Consider the following 25,576-nt stretch of genomic DNA (forward strand, 5'->3'; position numbering starts at 1 on the left):
CTCTCCCCAAGGTAACCGTCAAGACTATTTTCGAGATTTCTTATTCATTAACTGCTTCTTTTGTGCTAGTAAATTCGAAAACCTAGCTTCAAGCATTTGTTTTTCATCTTCATTTGTGATTAGTGATAATCTACTTAACACCTCTGTTAACTCCATTTCAACCGCTAACAAATTCGTTTCTTCTTGTTGTTGTTCAACAGAATCATTTGACTCTAATAAGTCAATATCTTTCAAAACGCCTTTGTCATGCTCAATTTGTAAAATATGTGTCGCCAACTCTTGGACGAAATAACGATCATGAGTTACAAACAAAATTGTTCCTGGATAAGATGTTAACACCATTTGTAACGCTTCTTTTGTTTGAAGGTCAAGGTAATTGGTCGGTTCATCTAATAGCAGAACATTATAATCTCCTAAAAAGACTTTTACTAATTCAGTTTTTACCCGTTCTCCTCCACTTAACATGGATACTTTTTTATGGACATTTTCCCGTTTAAATCGTAGCCTCGATAACACGGTTCTAATAAATTGCTCTGAATAATGACTGGATTCTTTTACATTTTCTAAGATCGTTTTATGCTCATCTAGACTTTCTAATTTTTGATGGAAATATCCTATGGAAGCAGGTTTAGCAATAGAAATATCATCATGCCTTGTTGCTATCATATTTAATAATGTTGTTTTGCCTACACCGTTTCTTCCAATTATAGCAACTCTTGCCCCTGGTTTAATGGCACCGTTTAAGTTATTAAATAACAAACGATTTCCCATTTTTACACTTACTTCGTTAAATGCAATTGCCCTTTTGCTATGAATTTTCTTAAACTGACTAATGTCAAAGGTGATATCTTCTTCTTGCTTTGGTTTTTCCTTTTTCTCAAGTTGATCAATTCTCGATCTAAGTGCGTGGACACCTTTATCTAATTTCGCTTTCTTTTGACCAACACTTCTTTTATGCAATCTCGCTTCAGAATTACCCATGCGGCTTGGTGCTTTTTTCAATGATTTTGACTTTTGGCTTTTTTCTACTGCAGCTTGTTCTAGACGTTGTTTCTCCTTCACATATTGCTCGTACTCAAACTGCTGTCTATCTTTCAAATGTTTCTTTTGCTCAACATATGCTTCATAGTTGCCATCATAGCAATGTACCTTTCCTTTATCCAATTCCCAGATCGTGGTACAAACTTGATTAAGAAGTTGTTGATCATGAGAAATAATAATGACACTTCCAGCAAATGCTTTTAACTCTCTTTCAAATTGTTCTATTCCTTCTACATCTAAATGACTTGTTGGTTCGTCAGCAATGATTAATTTAGCATTTGCAGACAAAGCTGATGCTATTTTCTTTCTCGTTTCTTCTCCCCCACTTAAAAATTGCTTCCTTTCTTTAGGAATTCTCCAATGACCATTCAATTTTTGAGGAATATCGCTAACTTCGAGATCTTCAAGCTGCGGTATATAAGCAATCGGACAATATACGTTGACAATTCCACTATCTGGCTCAAGTTGTTCCACTAAAATTTTCAATAACGTAGATTTCCCTTCCCCATTCTTACCGACAACCCCTATTTTTTCACCATTAAACACTTGTAATTGTTGAATATTTAATATCGTACGGTCTCCATAAGACTTTTCAATTTGATTCGCATCTAACAATAGCATAAAAAATCCTCCCTACAATTCTAGAGAGGATTAGCTGTAATATTTAGGTATGTAATGATGTTAAAAAGTTCAGCAAAAACGGCTCAATTTTTCAAAAAGATTAGAAATTGGTACATTTACTCCAATTATTCTTCACCATTTTTTTGAACACATCATTCCTGCTATAATTTCAACCATATTAATGGTCCAATTATAACACATATAAAAATAGTACCTAAAAATGCATAGACTAATCCTATCTAGACAACATTTATTAAAAATAAACTATTTAAATAATGTCTAAAAAAATAGGATTAATTCCACATTCGTTTAAGTACCGTTCCTTTCCACTTTAATTATTTTTATCATTACATAAATTTGCAATTAATGTCAACCACATTTTTTTCTTGACATCAATAAGGGAATGAATCATTAATACACGTTACAGTGTTCTTTTCCCAATCACTTCTTATGATCGTATATCCGACACCATCGTGTAATATCCCCCCTTGAGGCCAACCATTTCTATGGTATGCTTCTTTTACGTACCCACAATTATATAGCGTTTTTCGCATCGCATAATTATCATGTCGCGTATGTGCTTCTATTCTTACAATATGAGCAAAGTTTTTAAAAACGTATCTTGATAGCCAGTTTACACATATTGAACCAAACCCCTTGCCTCTATATCGGTTTTTAAGGCGTAGATCAAATAGACATGTAGGATCAGCTAAATCAAAGATTCTTATCATGCCAATAGTCTCATCATTCAATGTTATCAAAAATGTTTCATTGCCATTTTCGGTGTAATATCCATTTGTTATAGATTCTCTAATCATATCTTCTGACGGCATTTCATGTCCATGAAAAGGCCAGGTTTCAGAAGTTAACAATTTTACTAATTCGGCATACATTTCTTTAGATAGTTTGTTGAAGTTTAGCATAATTCCCCCGCCTATTTTTATAGGAGTTTTTTATAATACTATTAACATAAGTTACAAAATGTAAATTTCGAACTCCCCTCCACTTCAGATCTCAAGGGATTGTATTGGGGGTCTTCTGACCGAGAAATAATAAAATATAAACGGAATCCCAAAATTGATCATACACATTGTTGGACCCCTTATTTTAATAAGGTTGTTTTCGTATTGGTTGTTGCTTTTCGTTCTAATAGATAAGCACGTATAAACCTACCGTTCGTAGCATCTTTTCTATTGTTACAATAATTTAGGTTTCATAAAAACTCTTCTTACTCTCCATTTTTGAATAACAACAGAGTTAACGAAAAGAGCCTTTACAAATAAATTTCAAGAAGTTTTTCAATTTTTTTTACTTCACTATTGATTTGCGAATCTTGCTGGCTTTTCAAGAAAAATAGGAGGCTTTCAATTAACACCACTTTAAGCTCTTCCTTGTTCATTTCCTCTTCAAGTGCAAGGAGCGTCGAAACAAATCTTTCCTTCACCATCTCTTCAAGTGACGTCTTTTGTACATGCTCTCTCATCTTATGAATGCTATGAGTAATTTGATCTCTCAGATGCTCTTTTGCAGTCCGTTCCCCTATCATTTCATGGTCAAAAATTGAGTTTGTCAATAAGGGCTCTTCATCATCCATTATGCTCTCAACAATGGCATCAAGTCTACGCACGATGAAAGCACCCATCCTCTTGACATCCAATTCTGCTTCGCCAACGAGTAAATTAAATGTATACTCCCTTTGAATTCCATTTAGCATCGTTACACAATCTAATAAATGTTTTTCTATTTTATTACCATATACTTCACGTAAACGCATACTGTACCAACTTAGAAATTGCGATCGCATTCGAAAGATATATTGGCGAATGTCATCATTGACTTGAATGATTTGTTCTCTCATTTGCAATCGCATAAAATCCTTATAATTAACTGCTTCTTGGAGCTGTACACTAATTTGCTCAATGAGTATTTCTTTTGGAGTTAGCTTTGAGTTTCTTTCTACCATTGAAACTTTTTCAAACAGAACGTCATAGTAATGCTTAAAAATAGTCATTAACAACTCTTCTTTAGAACTGAAATAATTGTATAATGAGCTTTTAGCAATTCCACTCTGAACCGCTATTTCTTGCATAGATGTAGCATGATAGCCTTTTCTAGCAAATAGCTTCATTGCTGAACTCACAATTTCTTGCTTTCTACTCTTCAATTCGATTCTCTCCCTAATTATTGATCATGAAATGGAAGACCTTATCCACCCTCAACGAAGGAAATTTATTTATTTGAGCTCCTCACGCCACCAAGGTTATTTCGAGGGCTTTGTGCTGAAGCCCAACAATATTAAACATTCATTTTAAGCACAAATATACAAATGAGCTCATTTAAATATTTCAAATAGGCTGTTATTGCATTTGTAGTTATTTTTCGTACTAAAACTTAAACACACATAGTGTTACGTAACATCTTACCTTCTCTATAGCATTGAAAATGGCTACAACTACCAAATAGTAGCTCAAATTTTCTTGGAATAGCGACAAAGATTACGAAAAGAACCTTACCCAAAAAAGTTTAAAATAATACATACTTATGTGACCGAACGGTCGTTTTCTTTCATCTTATCCTAATAGTTATACAATTTCAATAAGCTTGTATTCACAGCTTTATATTTGACTTATGAAGTTGATTATCATATACTATGACCGAATGGTCGGTATATATAAGAATAAATTATTTATAAGAAAAGTATAACATAGCTAAAGTTATAAATCGTTTTCTAATTTTAGCTACATTAAGAATGAAAAAGCATACTCATTATTCATAAGTACCTGCACAGACGACCGAATGGTCGTTTGTGTTTAACTTATATTATATTAATTCATTCTAATCATCATTACCATCAATACTTTAATTTTGGCATACTAATGATGAATTAAACAAATTGTATATATTTTTAACAAAGGCGGGGAGAAAATTGGGCACACAACAAGGTATTAATACAAAGTTAGTCTTAACTGGCTTAATCATTGGGATGTTTTTTAGTGCACTCGAGCAAACTGTTGTTGGAACAGCCATGCCAACTATTATTCATGATCTAAATGGTTTTTCAATATTTGCATGGGTGACAACAGCTTATTTAATTACTTCGACAACAGTTATTCCAATTGTAGGTAAGCTAGCCGACTTATACGGTAGAAGAGGCTTATATTTGTTAGGGGTTATTATCTTCATGATAGGTTCGGCACTCTGTGCCACTGCTTCATCTATGGAGCAGCTTATTATTTATCGAGGTATACAAGGAATTGGTGGCGGTATGATTATGCCGTTATCACAAACAATTGTTGGTGATATTTTCACAGCCGAACAACGTGCTAAATGGCAAGGTGTCTTTGGAGCTATCTTCGGCTTAAGCTCAGTCATTGGGCCATTCATTGGTGGATTTATCGTCGATACAATTAGCTGGCATTGGATTTTTCTCATTAATGTCCCATTTGGAATACTATCTGCTGTACTCATTTTTATCGGCTTAAAGCAAGAGGATTTTTCAAGGAAAGAAAAAGTAAATATCGACTTTTTAGGGATTTTCACGTTAATTCCATCTGTTGTACTGCTACTTCTAGGTTTAACTTTTGGTGGAGATAAATTTGAATGGGCTTCAAGTACTAGTTATATCATATTTGGTGGTTCATTATTATTACTCATTATTTTCATATTTATTGAAAGAAAGGCCAAGGATCCAATATTAGATTTACAGTTATTTAAAAATCGTGTCTTTGCAACAACAAGTGGTTTAGGTTTCTTATTAGGTTTAGGAATGTTCGGAGCAATTATGTTCGTCCCAATGTTTATGCAATATATTTTTGGTGTGAGCCCAACAGAAGCTGGGTCTACTATGACACCAATGATGATCTCCCTTATCGTTGCAAGTATTATCGGAGGAAGATTATTGCTCCGCCTTCGCTACCGCACAGTATTAACTGCTGGCATGGCGATTACGATGACTGGCTTTTATCTTATGAGTACGATGGGAGTTGAATCGAATCAGTCTATAGCATATGGTTATATGATTGTCATGGGGTTTGGAATGGGGCTTGTCATGCCAACACTCATGATTGCTGTCCAAAATGAATTTCCTAAATCTCGATTAGGTGCTGTTACTTCAGCCTCAACCTTTTTCCGTTCAATTGGCGGAACAATCGGGATTACCGTTTTAAATGCGGTGATGAATAAATCAATCGAAACAAAGTTAGCTGCTGCAGCTTCAACTGAAACTAACCAAGTTGCTTCTGGTATTCTCGATAGCTTAGTCGGTAAAACAGATGACTTACTTAAAACCATGCTTGCACCTATGACACCTGACATGCCAGAAGATGTAAGTAATATAGTTGTTAGCACAATTCAATCAGTGTGGACACAATCCTTTTCCACCGTCTTCTTAACAGGTCTTATCTTCATTGGTCTTGGAATAATCGTTGCACTATCGGTAGGAAGTGGAAAGATTGAAAGAGATACAAAGAACAAGAAAGTAAAAGCTTCTTAAATTAGAGGCTGGGACAAAACCCAATTAAAATGAAGAAACCGCACGAAATCAAATTTATAAACCTTGATTTCGTGCGGTTTTATTTTTGCGTAATGTATAAAAACCAGTTAGTTTTCCACTTATGTCCCAGCCTCTTTCTTACTTAGCTTCTGTGTACTATTTCTAAACACGATGATATGCTTAAACTAGTTGATATCAGTAGCTGCACAGGGGGAGAATTTCATTGGAAACTGTATTTATACTAAGCTATGGCTGTAGTTTGGATCATAGCAATATTGATTTTTTACTAAAAGACCGATTAATGCCTTTTAAAAAATTTTATAATAACGTAAATAAAAATATCTCTAGCAATCCAGAGATTAAATTAATTTATGATGTTTTTGATGTACATAGTGAGAGGCATATCGAAAATAAGTATTTTTTGGAGGAGTTTTATATAAGTAAAACTCAATTGGCTTCCTTTGAACACTCACTATTTAAATTAAAAGGAAATCATATTCGATGTAGACCTAATGCAAGAGGGCATATTTATACATATATGAACGGTAAAGAATACACTGGTCGTGTTTTCGTTACATCAGAGAACAACAATCGTTTAATATTCCTCGATGATGAATCTATGGATAATGCAGAACTTAGGCAAAAGCTACACCTTTTACCTGAGCAATTGCAATGGCTTGTTTTCTCAAACGACTTTGAGAACAAAGATATTGAATCTATTTTTACAGAATGGATTCAAATTCTCATTGAAAGACTCGTAAAATGATACTCAAAAAGCACCATCTGTAAGGTGCTTTTTGAGTATTAGTATTTAATCATTTGTAAGAGCATTTATCGTAGCTTAGCCAGTTAATTTCCTTCGTTTAATCACACAACTACGGTGTAACCTCTGACTTACTTAAGCCAAAGCCGTAGTCAAATAAAATATACTCATCAAACTTGTCACGATTGTCATAAGCATCTAAATGAGTTGGCCAGCTAATTGGCAGCTTACCAGTAAAGTCTTTATCACCAAACAGTACATCTGCTACACCTGCACCTTCAGTCCCAGGGAGCCATGCAGCAACTAAGCCTGACCAATCATTCAGTTGTTCTGTCACAATCATAGGTCTACCAGCTACAAGTATTACAATGATTGGAATATTAGGATCTTCTGTACGAATATTTTGTATCGTTTCTAGGTCTACTTGCTTTAAATTAAGGTCATTCGTGTCACCATCAGTTTCTGCGTAAGGTTCTTCACCAATAACGACAAGTGCCACATCATGCCCCGCAGCACCTTTACCATTAACATCGTACGTAACAGTTTTATTAGGAGCTACTTCTTTTATCCCTTCAAGAATAGATGTTCCATCAGTAATATCACCAGATTTACCTTGCCAAGTGATCGTCCATCCTCCTGATTGGTTACCAATATCATCTGCATTTTTACCAGCTACAAATATTTTATCCATATCAGGTAATTGATTAAAAATTGGTTGCCCACTTATTTCATCATTTTTCAATAATACTAAAGATTCGCTCACAGCTTGACGTGCTAATGATTGATGTTCTTCTGACCCAAACGAATCAGCAAGTGACCGATCAGTTTTAGGATTTTCAAATAAGCCCGCCTCAAATTTCACACGTAAAATACGAGACACTGCATCATCAAGCCGTTCCATCGTAATTTCATTGTCATTAACTAATTGTAATGTTAATTTTAACGTCTCTCTCCAGTTCTCGGGCTGCATTAACATATCAACACCAGCATTAACAGAGACTTTGATTTGCTCTTTTAATCCAGAAACAGGATTTCCGTTATGATCCATAGTAATTTGTTGTATTCCATACCAATCAGAAATAACAAATCCATCAAAGCCTAATTCATCTTTTAAAAAGTCTGTTAATAATCGTTCATTAGCATGCATTTTTAATCCTTGTATGCTATGAAAGGATGCCATAACTGTTCTAACTCCAGCTTTTACTGCTTTTTCGTAAATTTCCTTATCCATTTCAATAATCTCTTCCTCAGTATATTGCGTTATATCACCTTGGTTTTTTCCACCATCTGTATAACCTTCACCGATAAAATGCTTTGCCGTCGCAACTACCTTAGAGGTTTGTTTTAAATCGCTAATGCTAGTCCCTTGAAATCCTTCGATATAAGCCACACCCATATCAGCAACTAAAGTGGCATTTTCACCGAAACCTTCATAGGACCTTCCCCAACGAATATCTTGAACACTTGCTACAGTAGGTGCAAATGTCCAGTTAGGACCCGAAGACTTAATCTCCTTTGCTGTTGCTATTCCTATTTCACGTATTAAATCAATATTTCTCGTTGAGCCTAAGCCTACACTATGTGGAAATATTGTTGCACCCTTTACATTATTATGCCCATGAACTGCATCAACACCATAAATAAGTGGTATACCTAATCTAGTTGCCAAAGCTCCATCTTGATATGAATTAACCATTTCTTCCCACAATTCCCTTGTGCTACTTTCTTCCACATTTAGTTCTGGGAAGGATCCACCACCATTCAATATTGAACCTAAATAGTAATCTTTCACATCATCTTTCGTAACAGATTTTTCTTCAGCTTGAATCAGCTGTCCAACTTTTTCTTCAACTGTCATTTTAGATAATAAGTCCTGGACACGATCTTCTATCAAGGCCTCTGGATCTAAAAACACTACCTTTTGTTCTGGTTGTCCATCGTATTTTACAATTATAATTCCAACTACCGTTACTATAATAATCATAAAAACAGAAATAATCAGCGGTTTTTTCTTCATAGCTTACCCTCCTAAAACCATTCTTCTATCCTTCTCAAAGAGTATAGAAATCCACTTTATAATCATAATGAAAAAGCAAGCTATACATAAGTAATGATATTTTGGAAAACGTTTTCTTTTTTTGGATGAAGTAGTCTTGAACATGATAAAGATTCTCAATCATTGAAAAGAGGCTGGGACAAAACCCAATATAAAATGAAGAAACCGCACGAAATCAAATTTATAAACCTTGATTTCATGCGGTTTTATTTTTGTGTAATGTATAATAATCAGTTAGTTTTCAACTTATGTCCCAGCCTCTTCTTAATCATAATTACTTATGGCTCTTTTCATAAACTTTGTTGTTATTTTTATTAATAATGGACAATTTGACGAGTTTTAAGAGTGCTCAATAATTGTTTAAGTAGAAAAGATGCCACGAAATGCTATATGTTTACGTTCTTATACCTTTGAACGAAAAGCAACAATCAATGCGAAAACAGCCTTACTTATTGTTATTTTTTTCAGCGGCATCGTCCAACTGCTCAACAAAATCTTCAGGGCTAAGTTGATCAGAAAGTAATTGTTGATGTTGTTGCATAATTTCTTCTTTGAATTCTGGTGTCCCCTTATCTAATACTGGTGTTCCACTTGAAGTCTCAATAGAATTAAACAGTTCAATTAAATCATTTTGTAACTCTGTTTCATCTCCTGTTAAGTAACTGTCAAACTGTTGAGCTGGGATTGTTGCACCACTTTGCCATGAAGATTTCACCCAGTTTTCTTGCTTAAAGAAGTATTGCAAGAACTTCACTGCCTCTTCCTTATTCTTAGAATTATTTGAAATAGAGTAGCCACCACCAAACCAAGCAGCCACATCATTTACACTGCCTTTATCAGTCGAAGGATACGGCATAACACCAACATTCTCTCTGAAGCTCTCTGAAAAATTCTCATCAGCTGCAAGGCCCATTTCCCAAGAACCCATTAAATACATAGCCGCTTGTTCTTGACCGAATAAATTGCGTGCAGCACCATAATCAGATGTTAAAAATCCGTCTTGAAAACCGCCTGCATCAGCCAATGTTTTCATGAATTCAGCAGCCTTAATAAATTCTTCTGAAGTAAAGCTATCTTCACGACTTAAAGCTTTATCCATTTTTGAAAAGTCGCCTGTTTCACGTTGGAGTACATATTCAAACCAAATTGGTAGTGACCAGCCATCCATACCATTAATAGAAATTGGATTTATATTTTCTGCTCTTAATTTCCCAATAACATCTAAAAGCTCATTTTGTGTTTTAGGAATCTCTATATTATTTTCTGCAAAGATTTTTTTATTGTAATAGAGTACGAATAAATCTGCATTTTTAGGTAAACCATACGTTTTACCACCTTTTGAGTAACCATCTAAAGAACCATTAACAAATCCATAATCTGCATAGTCTTCTTGATTTAATTCTAATAATAAGTCATTATCAATAAGTGGAGCTATAAATGATTCCTGTCCCCAAGTATGCATAATATCTGGTAGTTTGTTAGTTGAAGAGTAAATTTTAATCTTATTCTTATATTGTTCATCCTGTAAAGCTTCTACTTCAATCTTAATATTAGGATTTTCTTCCATATAAACATCTATAATTTCTTGCTCAACCTTACCAACTCCGACTGAACGATCTGGGTTTGCACTAAAGAATGTAAGCGTGACTTTACCTTCATCATCGGCGCCTCCCTCATTATCACCTGTTGAGTTTTCTGTACCACATGCAGCAAGACTTAAAATAACCATAATACTTAACAACATTGTCAAAAGTGCTTTCAATTTTCCCACGTGTATTCCCCCTTCACTAACATTTATCATAATGTAAAGGCTTTCATAGCGTAATGTATTATTTTTTAGATAATGTTTTCATTTTTACTATCCTTTTACAGCACCTGATGTAATCCCTTTTGTCATCTGTTTACTAAAAATTATATAAATGATAATAGACGGTACTGCTATCATCGTCATCACTGCAAACTGTGCCCCATAATTAGAAGAGTATTGACCAGTGAATTTTAATATTGAAAATGGTAACGTTTTTAATTCATCAGAAACGAGGAACGTATTTGCGATAATGAATTCATTCCACCAAGTAATGAAGTTTAATACACTAATTGTTGCAATCGCTGGCTTTGTCATCGGTAACATAATTCTAAAAATGATACCAAACACACCAGCCCCATCCATTACTGCTGATTCTTCTACCTCTTTTGGAATTGTTTCTAGAAATCCTGTCATAATAAACATACTAATTGGTAGAGAAAATGCAATATACGGCAATATAAGTGTAAACATATTATCTAACATATTTAATTTATTAAATATAATAAAGTTTGGTAGCAAAGTCGCATGGATCGGAATAATCATGCCGAGAAGAATGATATTCATAACAGTAGTTTTATATTTCCACTTCATTCGTGTAAAGGCATATGCAAGCATTAGAGACAAAATAGCAGAAACGACCACTGTGATCATAGTAATTAACAAACTATTAAAAAAGTATCTCGGAACACTACCGTAAGTAAAAGCATCAATATAATTCTGCCATTCAAACGTTTCTGGCCATTTTAAAAATGCAGAACCGAAAAAATCACCACTTTTTAAAAATGAAAAGTTTATTAACCAAATTAATGGAAATATTTGTCCGAGTGCTAATATGATCATGAGAGTAAATAATAGCATCTTTTTTATCGAAAATCGCTTTCTAGCACCTTTATCATTTAAAAACAGTGTTTTGTTACTAGACACTGGTAATTTGGACTCCATTCCAATCCCTCCATAATTCCTGTTAGTATTCTCCCACTTCCTTCTTCAAGGTTTTGTTTAATACGACCGTTAAAATCAAACAAAAGATTACAAACAAGACAGATATTGCATTTCCATACCCATATAAAGAGGAGGAAAAAGCAGTATTATATAGATAGTTTCCTAAAAATTCTGTACTATCCCCAGGTCCACCATTTGTCATTAGAAAAACCGTTTCCATTTGTTTTAAACTAGTTACAACAGCAATTACAATGGCTATTCTCATCACTGGTGACAATAGCGGAATAATAACTTTTGTATATAATTGAAAATTATTTGCTCCATCAAGCCTAGCTGCTTCAAAAACAGAGTTTGGGATCGACTGCAGCCCAGAATGGTATAGTAATAGGGCATATCCAAATCCTTGCCACATAACGACAATGATAATTGACCAAATTGCAATGTCTGGATCACCTAACCAATTTTGTTTTAGAAATGACAGACCAACTGAATCTAAAACTTTGTTTAACAAACCATAGTTAGGATGAAGGATGCTTACCCATAATTTAGATGTCACAACAATAGATATGACAGCTGGAATAAAGAAAATTGCCGAAAAGAACTTTTCCCATTTACCACAATGAGTTAAAAAAATGGCAATAAGAATAGCTATCGGATGTTGAATAAGTACTGTTGCTCCAGCTAATAACACAGCATTCCATAGCGATTTCCAAAAAACTGAATCATTAAATAAAATTTCTTTAAAATTGTCTAAACCTATAAAACTGTAACTTCCAATTCCACTCCAATCTGTTGACCCATAATAGATACTCATTAATACTGGTATTCCAATCATAAAAAAGAAAATAGATACCCCTGGAGCAACTAGAAGAAATATAGTCCATTTATTACTTAATACCTTATGCAGTTTCATCACCTCCAGTAAATCTTCTATTTCATCATAAAAAATTTCAAAATTAATGTTAATGCGTCATATTTTAGATAGCGTTTTCATTTTTCATAATTTCTATCGTACTTATAAATTTAGTTTCTACTTTCGTGATATGATAGGGTATACAAAATTGATTAAGGTGATGAGAATGATTCCATCTAAGCTTTTATTTTGGTATATTAACCTCCCAATACGACATAAATTACTCGTTTGGTTTGTACCATTAATTCTTACAACTGTAGCGATAACAGGCTTCATATCTTATCAAATTGCAGCAAAGCAAGTATTTAGCAAAATTGATCAAAACCAAGATAACCTACTAAAAAAAAGTATTGACCAATTTGATCTCATTGCTCAAGATGTGAATGATTTTACAAACTACCTTTTTTTATCATCTTCCGTACAAGATTATTTGAGTTCAAATAGCCCCAATACTAACCTAAGGCAACAAATGAATGAATCATTATCAAAAATATTAGTAACGAGACCAAACATTCATTCTCTTATTGTTTATGATATAAATAGTCTAAATCCATTTGAGCAGCCATTGACAATTAATCAAGGAAAGATAAGTGCAGAATCATATGAGTTCTTCCGTCACACAATAATATATGACAAAGCAAAGAAACAAGACGGTGATTCAATTTGGTATTTAGCTAACTCTGAAAATAGCTTATTTATAGGAGATAACCAATTTAAACTTCTTAATGTACGAATGATTAAAAATATTTATGATTTAAACCCTGAGGGATTCGTCGTAACTGGAATTAACGAAAAATTCTTACGAAAAAAATATATGTCTTTAGAAGACCCAGAAACAGAGATGCTAGTAATGAATAATGATGGCCAAATTTTAACTGCAACAAATCAAGATTGGGTTGGTAGTTACTACTTTGATATTCCCCCTTTTCAAACTAGTAAACATACAATAGAAGAAATGCCTAGAAAATTTTCGACAGACAATTGGATCATTAGTCATGATCAATCTCCATTAACCGAATGGCGTGTTGTCATCATTCAATCAAAAAAAACCGTATTACTTGAGCTTAATCAGATTCGATTAATTACAGTAATTGCGATCATTTTGTGCTTTATCGGCGGTAGTATAGTTTCTTGGTTTGCGGCTTTTAGACTAACTAGTCCACTTAAGAAGCTTATAAGATCGATGAGAAAACTAGAAAATGGAGATTTCTCGCAAAGTGTGAAATTTGTTGGAAATGATGAAATAGGACAACTAGGACAAGGCTACGACAATATGGTTCATAGAATAAAAAAATTAATAGATGACGTATATTTCTCTAAAATCCAACAGCGAGAAGCAGAGTTAAAAACATTACAAGCCCAAATAAATCCCCATTTTTTATATAACACACTTAATACAATATGCTGGACTGCTCAAAGGAAAGGGGAACCTGAGATTGCTAATATGGCATACGCTCTATCAAGTGTTTTTAGACTAAGTCTTAATGATGGAAAAGACTCAATTACAATTAGGCAAGAAATTGAACTAGTAAAAAATTATTTGCACATACAAGAACAGCGCTTCAAACCAAAATTAACATATGAGATTGACATAGTCCCTGAAGTACTAGACATTGAAATACCCAAATTGTTAATACAACCATTTATAGAAAATGCAATTCTTCATGGTATAGAGCCTAATAACGAAAGTGGCTACATTAAAGTGCAAATTAGCCACCATCATGACACATGCCTCATTGAAGTAACAGATAATGGTGTAGGAATGAACGAGAAGACAGTATTAGAGCTAAATCGCTCATTAAAATCCTATCAATTTAATAGCACTAACGAAAAACAAGATAGGAGCTATGCAATTTTAAATATAAAAGAGAGATTGAAACTATTGTATGATGAACAAGCTACCTTAACTTTCCATAGTGTTAAAGGACGAGGAACCAGAGTAGAACTTCGTCTACCACTAGAAAAATAATTATACTTGACCAATACTGGCCAAACGTTGAAATCTAGTTTTTATCACTGATTTTTTCATATATATTTTGTTGGTTAACACACGAAAATCTTATTTAAAATGATTACAGTCATATAATTACTCATCTTCCTCTTCTAATATAAAAATACAAAGAAATATAATAATGAGAAACTAAATGACTTAGGAAGGAGAAAATTCAATATGTTTAAACTATTAATTGTTGAAGATGAAATAACCATTCGAGAAGGTATGGAAGAAATGATTAATTGGCAACAATACGGAATTGAGGTATGTGGTATTTGTGAAGATGGCTTGACAGGCTATCAAACATTCCTAGCTACAAAACCTGATATTTTATTAACAGATATACGGATGCCCCAAATGAATGGCTTAGAACTTATTGAAAAAGCACAAGAAACTGGATATGATTTTTTAGCCATTCTACTTTCCGGCTACAATGAGTTTAGTTATGCACAAGAAGGTATTAGGTTAGGTGCTCACGATTACCTGCTTAAACCCTGCCTCCCAAATGACATCTTAAATGCAGTTTTAACAGCCAAGGAAAAGCTAGAAACAGCAAGAGAGTCAAAGGTTGTTAAAAAGACTTGGGATAAACATTTACCTACATTAAAATGGCAAAAGCTTTCAAGTTGGCTAAAAAGTGCTGATCTTAATTATAAAAAACATTTAGACGATATTGAGGAACTAAGGATATCATTGCAGGATGCTAATATACAAGTCGGTGTAATTAAAATTCACTATCCAACTACACATAATACTAGTAAACAAAAGGACAATCATTATTTTCAAACTGTCCTTGACATAACCAATAAGTTTATTAGTGATTTTTATAATAATAATTATATAGAAGTTTTCCAACATAATTATGAAATTGTATGGTGTGCCAATGTAACAACGTCTTATAATGAGCAACGTCTTAATGAACACTTAACTAGCATGGTGCTCCATATTAATAAAGCAATTGAATACTCAATCAGCATAGGTGTGGGGTCTATACAACCAAGCATTAACCTTCTCCATTTGTCATACAAAGAAGCATTAAATGTCATTGAATATCAATTTTATGAAGAAGCAAGTGACTCTTTCCTTTATTCACAATTGGCTCAAAGAGCAGCAAGCACTCTTAATGAACCAACTTTTCACACTAAGGCTATTGCTGAGCAAGAAGAAAAGATATTACATTTCTTAGAACAAGAAGAATTTAACTTAGCAAATGATCAGTTATATAGTTGGCTGCATCAACTTAGCCAAAATTCAACAACCTCGAGAAAAAACCTTAACATGATAGCAACAGCTTTTATCTTAGAGCTGGGAAAACTATTACATCGAAAAAACATTCAAAGTAATGAATGGATTCAAAACCAGCCATATCAAATAGAATTAATAACAAAAGCAGAATCATTTAATGAATTAGTCAATCTTGTTCAAGAAAATGTGAATATTATTATTTCGTTAATTAAAAGCCAAGTACCTATTCACAAAACTGTAAAAGCAGCTTTAGAAATAATTCATGAAAAATATCATGAAAATATCACACTGGATTGGCTCGCAAAAGAAGTCTTTGTATCTACGACTTACCTTAGTTCACTTTTCAAGCAAGAGCTCGGGATAAACTTCTTAGACTACTTACACAACTTTCGTATCAATAAGTCTAAGCCATTGTTAAAGGATGGGTTGAAGGTTTATGCAGTAGCAAAACTTGTTGGCTACCAAGATGAACGTCACTTTAGCAGCACATTTAAAAAACGGGTTGGACAAAGCCCTTCAGAATACCAGCGAAAGGTGGGATAAACGATAACAAGAAGTATATAATTTATTATCCGTATTTTGCTTTATAGACACTTTAAAGAAAGTATGTGTATTTATAGTGAACGTACAAAAATGAAAAAAGCTCTTTAGCTAAAAATAAAGGCTCTTTTCGTAAAGTTTGCTGCTATGTTTCAATAAAATTAGAACAGCATGATGTGGTTTTATACGGGTTTCCTCATTGCCTATAAATCATGATGTCACGAATGCTAATTGCTTACCGGTTTATTCCTAGTCCGGTAAATAATATTCTAAGCGATAGCTACTTAAATAAAAGTTCACAAATTAAAGTTTAAGAGCATTGTCATGAAAGGCTTGTGACTTCATAACTAGTTCTACAACAATCAGATTAGGAACCCAACATAACCACGAGATTATTTGATAGCTAATATGAAACGAAGCCTCACCAAAGATCAGTATAAATATTGGTAACCATATTCGTAGCATCACTGCTGCAAATGTCAGTGCATAGTTTCTAATCATCCATTTGCGATGTAAAAGGATTTTTTGCTCTTTAATCATTTTTAGAGCAATTAAACCAGATAATAACCAGCTTACAGCTAACAATCCAAAGCCAACCTGTGCTATCAAGCCCCCTGTTGCGTAAAATGCTAACAATAAACCTGAAATACCACCAATGAAAACACTAAGGAGATAAACTTTGCCCATCATTTTGTGAACATTAATATTTCTTTTCCTGAACCTTTCAGATAAAAGAAATGGACCAAGTAGCAAGGAGCATAAACTACCGAAAACATGAACAAAGAGTGTCACATACCACATCTTACTTTGTGGTCCGTATTGTTCAATTTTATCACTTATAAAGCCTGAGGTTTCTACACCCAAAAAGCCGTATTGTAACAGTGCATAACTGCAAATTACAACTGCCAATAAAAGTATCCCCCACCATCCCAACCTCTTCACTCTCTACACTCCCATCCCTACGAAAAGGACCTTCTAAGGATTACTAGGTAAAAATCACAAAATCACTCTCTAAACGATATTTACACCGTTCAGAGAGAAGTGTTAATTCAATATATATCACGCTACATTATTTAACTTCAAATGTAATTTCACCAATACCGACATCTGTATCAATATCAATTATCACATCAGCATTTTCAAAGGCATCATTTACATAAGTTCCGTTACCATCAGAAATCAGCCCTTTGAAATTAGCAGAACCAATCCCCTTTTCTGAATGCACCCTTACTCCTACTTCATTAGGAAGTAGAATTGTTGTACTCCCTATACCAGCGTTAATACGGACATCAAAGCTCTTTTCCCAATCACCACTTAAATCTAATGTCATATCACCAACACCAGTATCAATCTCTAAATTACTTAACGACAAACCACGTAAATCTAATTCAGTATCAGATACCCCAGCATCAACATTAAGGTCTATAGGGACCTCATCTGATAACCTTAAATCCCATTCATTCTTAAAGCTACCTTTACCAGGTATATGAAAATTAAAATCGAAAAAGGAAGTCTTACTGCTTTGGGTAATTTCTACCTTCCCAGTATCTTTTTTCACATCATATGATACATCAGGTTTTAATTTCTTATCTTTATATGCTATATTTCCTTCAACCCATTCATTTGTTCCTTCAGATACACGTATATCACCTACTCCAAAGAAAAGATTAACATCTAGCTCTTTCACTTGATCTTTTTTTACCTCAATTGTTTCTTCCCTTTGAGTAGTTCCGGCGGTTGTCATACTAAATCCAAATGCAGCAATTAATAACGTACCGATTACAATACCTACAAGTGTAATTTTCCTCATTGAAAATTTCCCCCTTTTAGTTAGCTAATAATTATCATACTGGAGTTTCCCGTTACCATTAACGCTCTTGAGCTCTAATTGTTGCTAAGACCTGAGGCTTAGAAGATGTATCTTTCCTACTAAGGTAATACCCAATACAGACTAATATTGAACGTTCAAGTAAACTTAAGCACTTAATATCAGGGAACCCTTGTCTATTTGTGCTATTGAGACTAATTTAGGACAGCAACAACTAAATCCATGCATTGAACTCATGTTACATGAGCAAAGATATGCCACGAATGCTTTGTTTATATGTATTTATTTCTTAGTTCGAATAGCAACAATCAATACGAAAACAGCCATTACAAAACATCCTCATTTTCTATATTTCTCATAGATACATAAGCAACCACAACTCCTATAGCATATAGAGCCAATGATATGACAAAAATGGAAATTAAGGGAAAACCACCATTAAAATAAATTTATGCATTGAACTCATGTTACATGAGCAAAGATACCACGATTGCTTGGATTATACGTATTTATTTTTTAATAATAAAAGCAACAATCAATGTGAAAACAGCCATTACAAAACATCTTCATTTTCTATATTTCTTATCGATACGTAAGCAACCCCTACTCCTATAGCGCATAGAGCCAATGGTATGATGATAATGGAACTTAAGGAAAAGCCACCATTATTTGAATTAAGTACTGAAATAATTATTATTGAGGAAACAATCGTTGCTGGGACTGATTTTTTCTTCATACCAAAATAAAGCGGAATTAAGCAAATGCCTGAAGCTGCAAGAGCTTGAAGCGCTATTCTACTAAAATGATTTACAACTAAATCCGTCGTCATAACATCTGAGATATAATGATTGTATGACTCAAGTATAATAAAAATAGTAGATATAATTATATTAGATAACAAAATTGTAAAAAAAGTAAATCCGCTAATCATGATCAGCTTCGAAAATATCAACTTTTTTCTGTTAATAGGATAAGTAAATAGGACAGAAATTGTTTTATTTTTGTATTCATCAATAATTAATTTAGCAATAAGAACTGCCGCAAAGATTACAAAGGTAATTCTAACAAACGTATCAATTATTAAAAATAACTCATTATAATCTGGGATAAAGTTGTCTTTTTCTATATAATAAATCATAGCAAAAAAAAGTGTAATTGAAATATTCGCTATAATGACTCCTCTCATAATCCCTTTAAAATTATGTTTCTTTAATTCTAATTTCATTAAATTTAGCATCATATCCACCTCTCATCGTTATACCTTTATTCTTCCTCAGTTCTTACCTCATTCAGTTTAAGCAATCTTACCATCCCCATTAATCATTTTTAAGAAATATTCCTCTAGTGTATTGTTTTTCTTTGTAATAGATTCAATGTCGACATCCTTTAAAATTAACGCTTTGGAAATTTCACTTTGTGAAATATTTGAATCATAAATCCTTATACATTTTTCATCGATTATCTTAAAATTTGATATGCTAAGCGTATGTTCTAAAACAAAAACAGCCCTTTTACAATCTGTTACTATCATTTCGATAAACTCAGTATTTAATTGTCTAACATTATCCATTGAAAGCTCCTCAATTAATTTTCCGTCCTTAATGATGCCAATTGTATCTGCAATTTGTTCAATTTCTCCTAATATATGACTCGAAATGAGTAACGTAATACCGTACTCCTTGCTTAACATTTTGAATAAATCTCTTAGCTCCTTTATACCAACAGGATCAAGTCCATTTATCGGTTCATCTAAGATTAATAACTCCGGTTTTGTAATAATCGCTCGTGCTATCCCAAGCCTTTGTTTCATACCTAGCGAAAAATGTTTAACCAATTTGTCGTCTACATTTTTTAAATTTACAAGTTGCAACGCATGATTTATAGCACTTTTATCGTGATATCCCATATACTCACAGTGCAACTCCAAATTCTCCTTCGCTGTAAGCTTTTCATAAAAAATGGGATACTCAATAATACTTCCCAATCTCTTTAAAATTTCGTAAGATGTGTTCGTTAATTTCTCACCGAAGATCTCTATTTCACCACTCGTTGGCTTAAATAAATTTGTTATCATCTTCATAATTGTTGTTTTACCAGCCCCATTAGGCCCTAAAAAACCATAAATTTCACCTTTTTTTACTTTCATGTTTACATTAGAAATTATTTCTTTACCTTCTATTACTTTAGTCAACTGGTTAGTTTTCAAAATAAAAGTCATGTTCATTCCCCTTTCTTAAAGCTTCTATGTCATATCATACCCATCATAATTTTCTTTTTTATCTCTTATTTCTTACAAAAATCTTAAGATTGCGATCATAATGTTAATCTGTTTAATTTAAAGCAAAAACTTGTTTTTTCATGTGGAATACTATGTAAAGTTATTTCCCCTGATAATTCTTCAATCAGTCTCTTCGTAATTGTAAGTCCAAGTCCACTCCCTTGAAACTGTTTATTTCTTGAATCGTCAAGGGTAAACAACCGTTCAAATACTAGGTCTTTATGTAATTCGTGAATCCCTTTCCCTTTATCCCAAACTTCTACGTATACGTACTCAGGATCGTTCGATAAGTTAATTCCAATTGTCTTTCCATCGCTCCCATATTGAATCGCATTCGAAATTAAATTGTTTAATATTCTATCAAGAGCTTCTTCATTTGCTAGTGAAAAAATCGTATTTTCAGGTATATCTATAACAACTTCGAAACCTTCTGCTGTTAAAATATCATAAAAGCTCAATATGTTTTTTTTACAAATCTCATTCATATTCACTCTAGTCAAAGCTATTTCTTTATCCCCTGACTCCAGCTTTGCTAAATCGAAAAATTTATTAATGAGTTCAGATACTTCAATCGTTTTGTTATGTATTTTCGTTAATAATCTATTTCTTTCTTCCATGTTTATATTAGGATTTTGAATGATCGTTTCAATATAACCTAACACGACAGTCAATGGTGTTTTTAAGTCGTGAGAAATATTTGAAAGCATTTTCTTCATTGATATTTCTAATTTAGTGAAATCAGAAATCACTTGTTGATTCTTATTCAACAGCAGATTGATTTCAATTAACAGCATTTGTAGCTCATTATGACTTGTGACAAGTAATAACTTTTCACTAGAATCTTGTGTAATAATGTTGCTTAGCTTCTTATAAATATACGTTATATCATTATCTCGATTACGCATCGATTTATATTGTACGAAAATAACAATTGTTAATAGGCCTATTACCATAAGCAAGAAAAAAATCATTTCAAACGTCCCCTAACTTATAGCCAATGCCCCATAAAGTTATAATATAAATAGGCGAAGAAGGGTTCTCTTCAATTTTTTCTCGCAACCTTCTCATATGTACATTAATGATATTCTCATCTCCAAGATAACCATCATCCCATATCAATTGATAAATCTGCTCTTTAGTAAAAACTCTATTCGGATGTGAAATAAATAACTTTAAAATATGAAATTCTTTTGAAGTTAGCTTAATTTCCTTCCCATTCTTACTAACTGAAAAATTATTAAGGTCAACTTTAAGTCCATTATATTTCACTATCTTCGCTTCATTAGTTTCCCTATTTTGCGAATATTGTTTAGCGCGCCTTATTGCTGCTTGAACACGAGCGGACAACTCTATCATTGAAAATGGCTTTGCAATATAGTCATCTGCACCAAAACCTAAACCTAATGCTTTATCAACATCACTGTCCTTAGCTGACATGATTAAAATTGGGATCGTACTTTTTTCTCTGATTAACTTTAATAAATCTATACCATTAAGTTGTGGAAGCATAATGTCTAATAAAATCAAATCAAATTCGTTATTTATTAGTATTCTTTCAGCTTCTCTTCCATCATAAGCAGTCGTTATCAAATACCCTTCTTTTGTCAAATATTCTTCAACCATTTCACTAATTGATAGATCATCCTCTACAACCAAAACTTTTGCTTCCATAACCCATTCACCCTTTTCTTAAAAATGCATAGTCACAAAATGTGTTTTTATTGTTGATAAACTAATAGCCTTTACTAACATTACTAGATATAAATTAATAAATCCTTTATTATTAGTATGTTTTATGGAATTTTACAGCTCTAATATGTTATTTTTTTTACACCTTTAATATGTAATTTAAATTATATTTTCATAGACTGCAGTATGTAAAAATAATGCTCACTTCTCAACAATTGATTACGATATAAAAAATGAATCATTTGTTAAGGAGATGGTTGTATGGTATTTAGCCTATGTTACCAACATAGATAATTCTACTGATTCCAGTATTGATGTAAAAGCTCATAGCTTCATAGCGACCATATATGATGCATAAGGCCAAAGTATAATTTCATTTGTCCCGAACTGGCTTGATATGGACCACATAAACAAAGACGCTTTTTAATATAAAAGCGTCTTAATGAATAACAATGACTATATTATGAATATAAGTTGTTATTATTAAATGAACTCTAAGGATCAATAATTGTTTTGTAATAGTCCTAAACCAGATCAAGCTTTCATTCCATTTTAATTAACGCTTGACTTCATTAAAATCTTTTGTGCTTCTTTTAAATCTATATCTTCAACAATATGTAACGGTGTCCAAGGAATATAAACATCAGGCTTAATGCCTACACCTGACATCCCCCTACCTTGATCAATTCTAGTTAACCTAGTAGTTGGATACCATAGTTCGAATAAATTATTCCATTTCATAACTGCGAGGCTAGAGTAATCATTTACACCTGCTGTAGGTCTGCCGATTACTGTGACCTTTGAAGACTTTTTACATAGTTCAACAAAAGAGTCACCTGAACTTCCACAATATACATCTGTAAGTATAATAATTTTATTTGGGGATTTTGAACCTGAAAAGATGGCTAATTGCTTTAAATCACTGAAATCAAACTTAACGAACCCTTTCCCTTGATGTTTTTCCCATTCATCACGTAAAACCGTAAGAGATTTCAATGCAATTGGATCTTTTGTCATTTTTATAGAGTTATTGATGCTATCGATACAAAGACGATAATTACGGTCAGTACAATGAAAATACATGTCATCTTCACTTTCATCAAAAAGGTTAATAACCCTATCTTCAAAAATGTACGGAAGTAATGAATAAAAGGAAGTATCACTCCCACCATGGTTTACTCTTACGTCAATTAATAGATTTTCACTATTTGCTATTTCTTCCGCATGCTCATTAATTAAGTTGGTGATCGCCTCTGGGTTATCAAAATCAGTAATAGTCATCAATAATGTACGGTGTTGTAGCTTTTCAATCGTATATGTTGGAATATAAGAAGTTTGCTCATATTTTGTTAGTCCAACAGTTTTTTTCACTCCTTCATGATCGATTAGCTCGCAATATTCATATTGATTTATTACTGCGTTCCAGTCCTGTCTTTCTGGATTGGGTGATTTTAAATTTCTTTCGTGTATTTTTGCTAATTCAGGAATTGATATATTGTCGATTGAAATAATTTTTTGTCCTTTTTCTACACTTGTTTCTTTACCAATTGAAGTGATGTACAAAAAATCATTATATCTCCTAACTTTAAAACCGCTTTCATACCTTTTTCCTTCGCTGCTATTTAATAATCGAAATTTTATATGATGGTCTTTAAAAGCAATTAAATAGTCTTTAACAATTTCAACAAATTGTTGTGGATTTAAAGCACTGTCCTCCTCTAGACTCTTAATCTTAGAAAGGTAATTATTTGGATGATCCCATCCTCGTTTATCAACACACCCTGAATAATCATGCTGCATAATAGAAACAATTTCGTTAAAAATTTTATAATACATTAGGTATCCTCCAATTACCTTTGAAATGTTATGAGCGTCGGCGAAGGTGAAAACGGAAAAAAACTTGCCATTGCTACGGAATATGGATCAGTATTATCGATTTCAGCTTCAATTGCTTTATATGCTCTAGTTTTTGCGAAGTGAATTTGATAGGCCGTCAGTAGTAAAATTAAATTTTCATCTATACCATTCTTTGTTCCACGCCAGCCAAATTCAAGTTTATTCATATCATCTGAATAGTGTAAAAGCGAAAATGCCAATACATTACTTTTATATACTATTATATAACTACCTTCTAAAAAGGTGTCCTCGTTATATATTAATTGTTCCCATTTATTTAAGTCATGAACACCTAATGGGTTGATAGTATGTGTTGATTCATACGTCTTTTTTATAAGCATAACAATTTCTTCTTTAAGTTCGTTGTTACAGCTAATATCCGAAAGGCTCACTACCGAGTATTCATCATGTTTAAGCTGTAATTCGTTTACAATCACTGACAAATCAGCTACAGATGAAAGATCTAATAAACTGTTATACGTTCTTCTAACTTCTCTGAAGCCCGTTGATTCATAGAAATTCTTTAGCTTAAGCGAGGTCTCCCAAATTGATGTTTGTAAAGGAAGCATATCGTCACAATAGTACTGAAGTTGTTCAAGTAATTTATGCAAGTCAACAATATATAATGGCTTAGCAGCTATAGAGATGTACGTACAGTGTGGATGGAATACCGACTTCCAAGCTACTGCCATCCCTACTAAATCCTTATTATATGTAACAGAGATGGAACATATTTTCATGGTACTCTTGAACCCTCTTAAGAAATACTCCTTTGACTGTTCATCATCTCCAAAGCAAGAACGTAGTAATTCTTTCACTTGTTTTTCTGACTGAAAACCGTTTATGTCATATTCTAATCTATTATCTATCATAAAATCTCCATACCCTTAGTATAAATATTTGACCACAATATACTCATTTCAATTACCTACGCTTTATTGTCTTTAACATATTAATATGTGACTTTATTGGTTTTCTAGATAATTTTATTATTTAATATTTATACCCCCAATCCATATTTATCCTGTTTTTATATATTTTATTAGTTTACGAATACTTATGCTACTAGAATAAATAACAAAAAACATTAAATTGTCAACTTTTCACTATGACTACGATTAGAGGTAGATTGCTCTTAGGCTTTGACTTGGTGTTCATATCAATCATTCAGACTCATTTTTATGTTTATTGAAGAAATTATTTTATGTAGTTTACCTAATCTATCAGTAATAAAAAATCTGTTGTGAAAATCATGACAATTTTTTATCTCTTGACCGAATACCTTAGTATCTACACAAGTACTTCATTATATTGCTTGTAATTTTATTATCTTTTACTCAGCTTAGCGTTTATTATAAAGAATCAACTACTTACATGCTGTAATATGAGTGACAGACCATTTCTTTAATTATTGATAACATATATTTTTATACATTAATTCGGTGTATTGAAAATCCTTCTTCATTCTAACG

19 protein-coding genes are annotated in these 25,576 nt (G+C 32.8%); 4 read left to right on the plus strand and 15 right to left on the minus strand.

Annotation, left to right across the window (positions count from 1 at the left end; translation table 11 throughout):
• Positions 1–24: 24 nt before the first annotated feature.
• From abc-f to SLH48_RS16440, 3 genes are all read right to left on the minus strand, one after another.
• Positions 25–1,662, minus strand: coding sequence for a ribosomal protection-like ABC-F family protein (abc-f, locus tag SLH48_RS16430; protein ID WP_320259027.1), 1,638 nt, complete (start codon positions 1,660–1,662; stop codon positions 25–27).
• 392 nt (positions 1,663–2,054) lie between these two features.
• Positions 2,055–2,585 (minus strand): GNAT family protein, encoded by a 531-nt coding sequence (locus SLH48_RS16435; protein WP_320259028.1) that lies wholly within the window; start codon positions 2,583–2,585, stop codon positions 2,055–2,057.
• A 350-nt stretch (positions 2,586–2,935) separates the two neighbouring features.
• Complete coding sequence (locus tag SLH48_RS16440) at positions 2,936–3,826, minus strand: helix-turn-helix domain-containing protein (protein ID WP_320259029.1); 891 nt, start codon at positions 3,824–3,826, stop codon at positions 2,936–2,938.
• An 819-nt stretch (positions 3,827–4,645) separates the two neighbouring features.
• On the opposite strand from SLH48_RS16440, the gene SLH48_RS16445 reads away from it, so the two are divergent.
• Together SLH48_RS16445 and SLH48_RS16450 are read left to right on the plus strand one after the other, a co-directional pair.
• On the plus strand, positions 4,646–6,154 hold the full coding sequence (locus SLH48_RS16445) for an MDR family MFS transporter (RefSeq protein ID WP_413785436.1): 1,509 nt from the start codon (positions 4,646–4,648) through the stop codon (positions 6,152–6,154).
• 223 nt (positions 6,155–6,377) lie between these two features.
• Positions 6,378–6,920: a hypothetical protein gene (locus tag SLH48_RS16450; RefSeq protein WP_320259031.1), complete on the plus strand. Its 543-nt coding sequence runs from the start codon at positions 6,378–6,380 to the stop codon at positions 6,918–6,920.
• 109 nt (positions 6,921–7,029) lie between these two features.
• Here SLH48_RS16450 and SLH48_RS16455 read toward each other — a convergent pair whose 3' ends face one another.
• From SLH48_RS16455 to SLH48_RS16470, 4 genes are all read right to left on the minus strand, one after another.
• Complete coding sequence (locus SLH48_RS16455; protein WP_320259032.1) at positions 7,030–8,934, minus strand: glycoside hydrolase family 3 protein; 1,905 nt, start codon at positions 8,932–8,934, stop codon at positions 7,030–7,032.
• 484 nt (positions 8,935–9,418) lie between these two features.
• Complete coding sequence (locus SLH48_RS16460; RefSeq protein WP_320259033.1) at positions 9,419–10,744, minus strand: ABC transporter substrate-binding protein; 1,326 nt, start codon at positions 10,742–10,744, stop codon at positions 9,419–9,421.
• Positions 10,745–10,831: 87 nt separating this feature from the next.
• Positions 10,832–11,722: a carbohydrate ABC transporter permease gene (locus tag SLH48_RS16465; RefSeq protein WP_320259034.1), complete on the minus strand. Its 891-nt coding sequence runs from the start codon at positions 11,720–11,722 to the stop codon at positions 10,832–10,834.
• Positions 11,723–11,744: 22 nt separating this feature from the next.
• Positions 11,745–12,635, minus strand: a complete 891-nt coding sequence (locus SLH48_RS16470) for a carbohydrate ABC transporter permease (protein WP_250886479.1) — start codon at positions 12,633–12,635, stop codon at positions 11,745–11,747.
• 157 nt (positions 12,636–12,792) lie between these two features.
• Between SLH48_RS16470 and SLH48_RS16475 the strand changes: the two genes are divergently transcribed.
• Both SLH48_RS16475 and SLH48_RS16480 read left to right on the plus strand, forming a co-directional pair.
• Positions 12,793–14,604, plus strand: coding sequence for a sensor histidine kinase (locus SLH48_RS16475; protein WP_320259058.1), 1,812 nt, complete (start codon positions 12,793–12,795; stop codon positions 14,602–14,604).
• A gap of 201 nt (positions 14,605–14,805) precedes the next feature.
• Positions 14,806–16,416: a response regulator gene (locus SLH48_RS16480; RefSeq protein WP_320259035.1), complete on the plus strand. Its 1,611-nt coding sequence runs from the start codon at positions 14,806–14,808 to the stop codon at positions 16,414–16,416.
• Positions 16,417–16,716: 300 nt separating this feature from the next.
• Here SLH48_RS16480 and SLH48_RS16485 read toward each other — a convergent pair whose 3' ends face one another.
• The 8 genes from SLH48_RS16485 to SLH48_RS16520 form a co-directional block, all read right to left on the minus strand.
• Complete coding sequence (locus SLH48_RS16485) at positions 16,717–17,355, minus strand: DUF2306 domain-containing protein (RefSeq protein WP_320259036.1); 639 nt, start codon at positions 17,353–17,355, stop codon at positions 16,717–16,719.
• A 127-nt stretch (positions 17,356–17,482) separates the two neighbouring features.
• A complete protein-coding gene (locus SLH48_RS16490) occupies positions 17,483–18,223 on the minus strand; it encodes a toast rack family protein (protein WP_320259037.1) in 741 nt (246 codons plus the stop codon).
• A gap of 571 nt (positions 18,224–18,794) precedes the next feature.
• Entirely contained in the window at positions 18,795–19,478 is a 684-nt protein-coding gene (locus SLH48_RS16495; protein ID WP_320259038.1) for an ABC transporter permease, read from the minus strand.
• A 57-nt stretch (positions 19,479–19,535) separates the two neighbouring features.
• On the minus strand, positions 19,536–20,459 hold the full coding sequence (locus SLH48_RS16500; protein WP_320259039.1) for an ABC transporter ATP-binding protein: 924 nt from the start codon (positions 20,457–20,459) through the stop codon (positions 19,536–19,538).
• A 95-nt stretch (positions 20,460–20,554) separates the two neighbouring features.
• Entirely contained in the window at positions 20,555–21,490 is a 936-nt protein-coding gene (locus tag SLH48_RS16505) for a sensor histidine kinase (protein ID WP_320259040.1), read from the minus strand.
• A 1-nt stretch (position 21,491) separates the two neighbouring features.
• Entirely contained in the window at positions 21,492–22,190 is a 699-nt protein-coding gene (locus SLH48_RS16510; RefSeq protein WP_320259041.1) for a response regulator transcription factor, read from the minus strand.
• A 570-nt stretch (positions 22,191–22,760) separates the two neighbouring features.
• Positions 22,761–24,044 carry a S41 family peptidase gene (locus SLH48_RS16515; RefSeq protein WP_320259042.1) on the minus strand — a complete coding sequence of 428 codons (1,284 nt, stop codon included), beginning with the start codon at positions 24,042–24,044 and terminating at the stop codon, positions 22,761–22,763.
• A 14-nt stretch (positions 24,045–24,058) separates the two neighbouring features.
• Positions 24,059–24,976 carry a hypothetical protein gene (locus SLH48_RS16520; protein WP_320259043.1) on the minus strand — a complete coding sequence of 306 codons (918 nt, stop codon included), beginning with the start codon at positions 24,974–24,976 and terminating at the stop codon, positions 24,059–24,061.
• Between the last annotated feature and the right edge of the window lie 600 nt (positions 24,977–25,576).

The organism is Cytobacillus sp. IB215316, assembly GCF_033963865.1.
Lineage (GTDB): Bacteria > Bacillota > Bacilli > Bacillales > SM2101 > Nanhaiella > Nanhaiella sioensis.

Excerpts from the sequence above, each read along its gene's own strand:
- abc-f (WP_320259027.1), bottom strand. The coding sequence starts at position 1,662 with ATGCTATTGTTAGATGCGAATCAAATTGAAAAGTCTTATGGAGACCGT.
- SLH48_RS16435 (WP_320259028.1), bottom strand. The coding sequence starts at position 2,585 with ATGCTAAACTTCAACAAACTATCTAAAGAAATGTATGCCGAATTAGTA.
- SLH48_RS16445 (WP_413785436.1), top strand. The coding sequence starts at position 4,646 with ATGTTTTTTAGTGCACTCGAGCAAACTGTTGTTGGAACAGCCATGCCA.
- SLH48_RS16455 (WP_320259032.1), bottom strand. The coding sequence starts at position 8,934 with ATGAAGAAAAAACCGCTGATTATTTCTGTTTTTATGATTATTATAGTA.
- SLH48_RS16465 (WP_320259034.1), bottom strand. The coding sequence starts at position 11,722 with ATGGAGTCCAAATTACCAGTGTCTAGTAACAAAACACTGTTTTTAAAT.
- SLH48_RS16470 (WP_250886479.1), bottom strand. The coding sequence starts at position 12,635 with ATGAAACTGCATAAGGTATTAAGTAATAAATGGACTATATTTCTTCTA.
- SLH48_RS16480 (WP_320259035.1), top strand. The coding sequence starts at position 14,806 with ATGTTTAAACTATTAATTGTTGAAGATGAAATAACCATTCGAGAAGGT.
- SLH48_RS16490 (WP_320259037.1), bottom strand. The coding sequence starts at position 18,223 with ATGAGGAAAATTACACTTGTAGGTATTGTAATCGGTACGTTATTAATT.
- SLH48_RS16495 (WP_320259038.1), bottom strand. The coding sequence starts at position 19,478 with ATGCTAAATTTAATGAAATTAGAATTAAAGAAACATAATTTTAAAGGG.
- SLH48_RS16500 (WP_320259039.1), bottom strand. The coding sequence starts at position 20,459 with ATGACTTTTATTTTGAAAACTAACCAGTTGACTAAAGTAATAGAAGGT.
- SLH48_RS16505 (WP_320259040.1), bottom strand. The coding sequence starts at position 21,490 with ATGATTTTTTTCTTGCTTATGGTAATAGGCCTATTAACAATTGTTATT.
- SLH48_RS16510 (WP_320259041.1), bottom strand. The coding sequence starts at position 22,190 with ATGGAAGCAAAAGTTTTGGTTGTAGAGGATGATCTATCAATTAGTGAA.
- SLH48_RS16515 (WP_320259042.1), bottom strand. The coding sequence starts at position 24,044 with ATGTATTATAAAATTTTTAACGAAATTGTTTCTATTATGCAGCATGAT.
- SLH48_RS16520 (WP_320259043.1), bottom strand. The coding sequence starts at position 24,976 with ATGATAGATAATAGATTAGAATATGACATAAACGGTTTTCAGTCAGAA.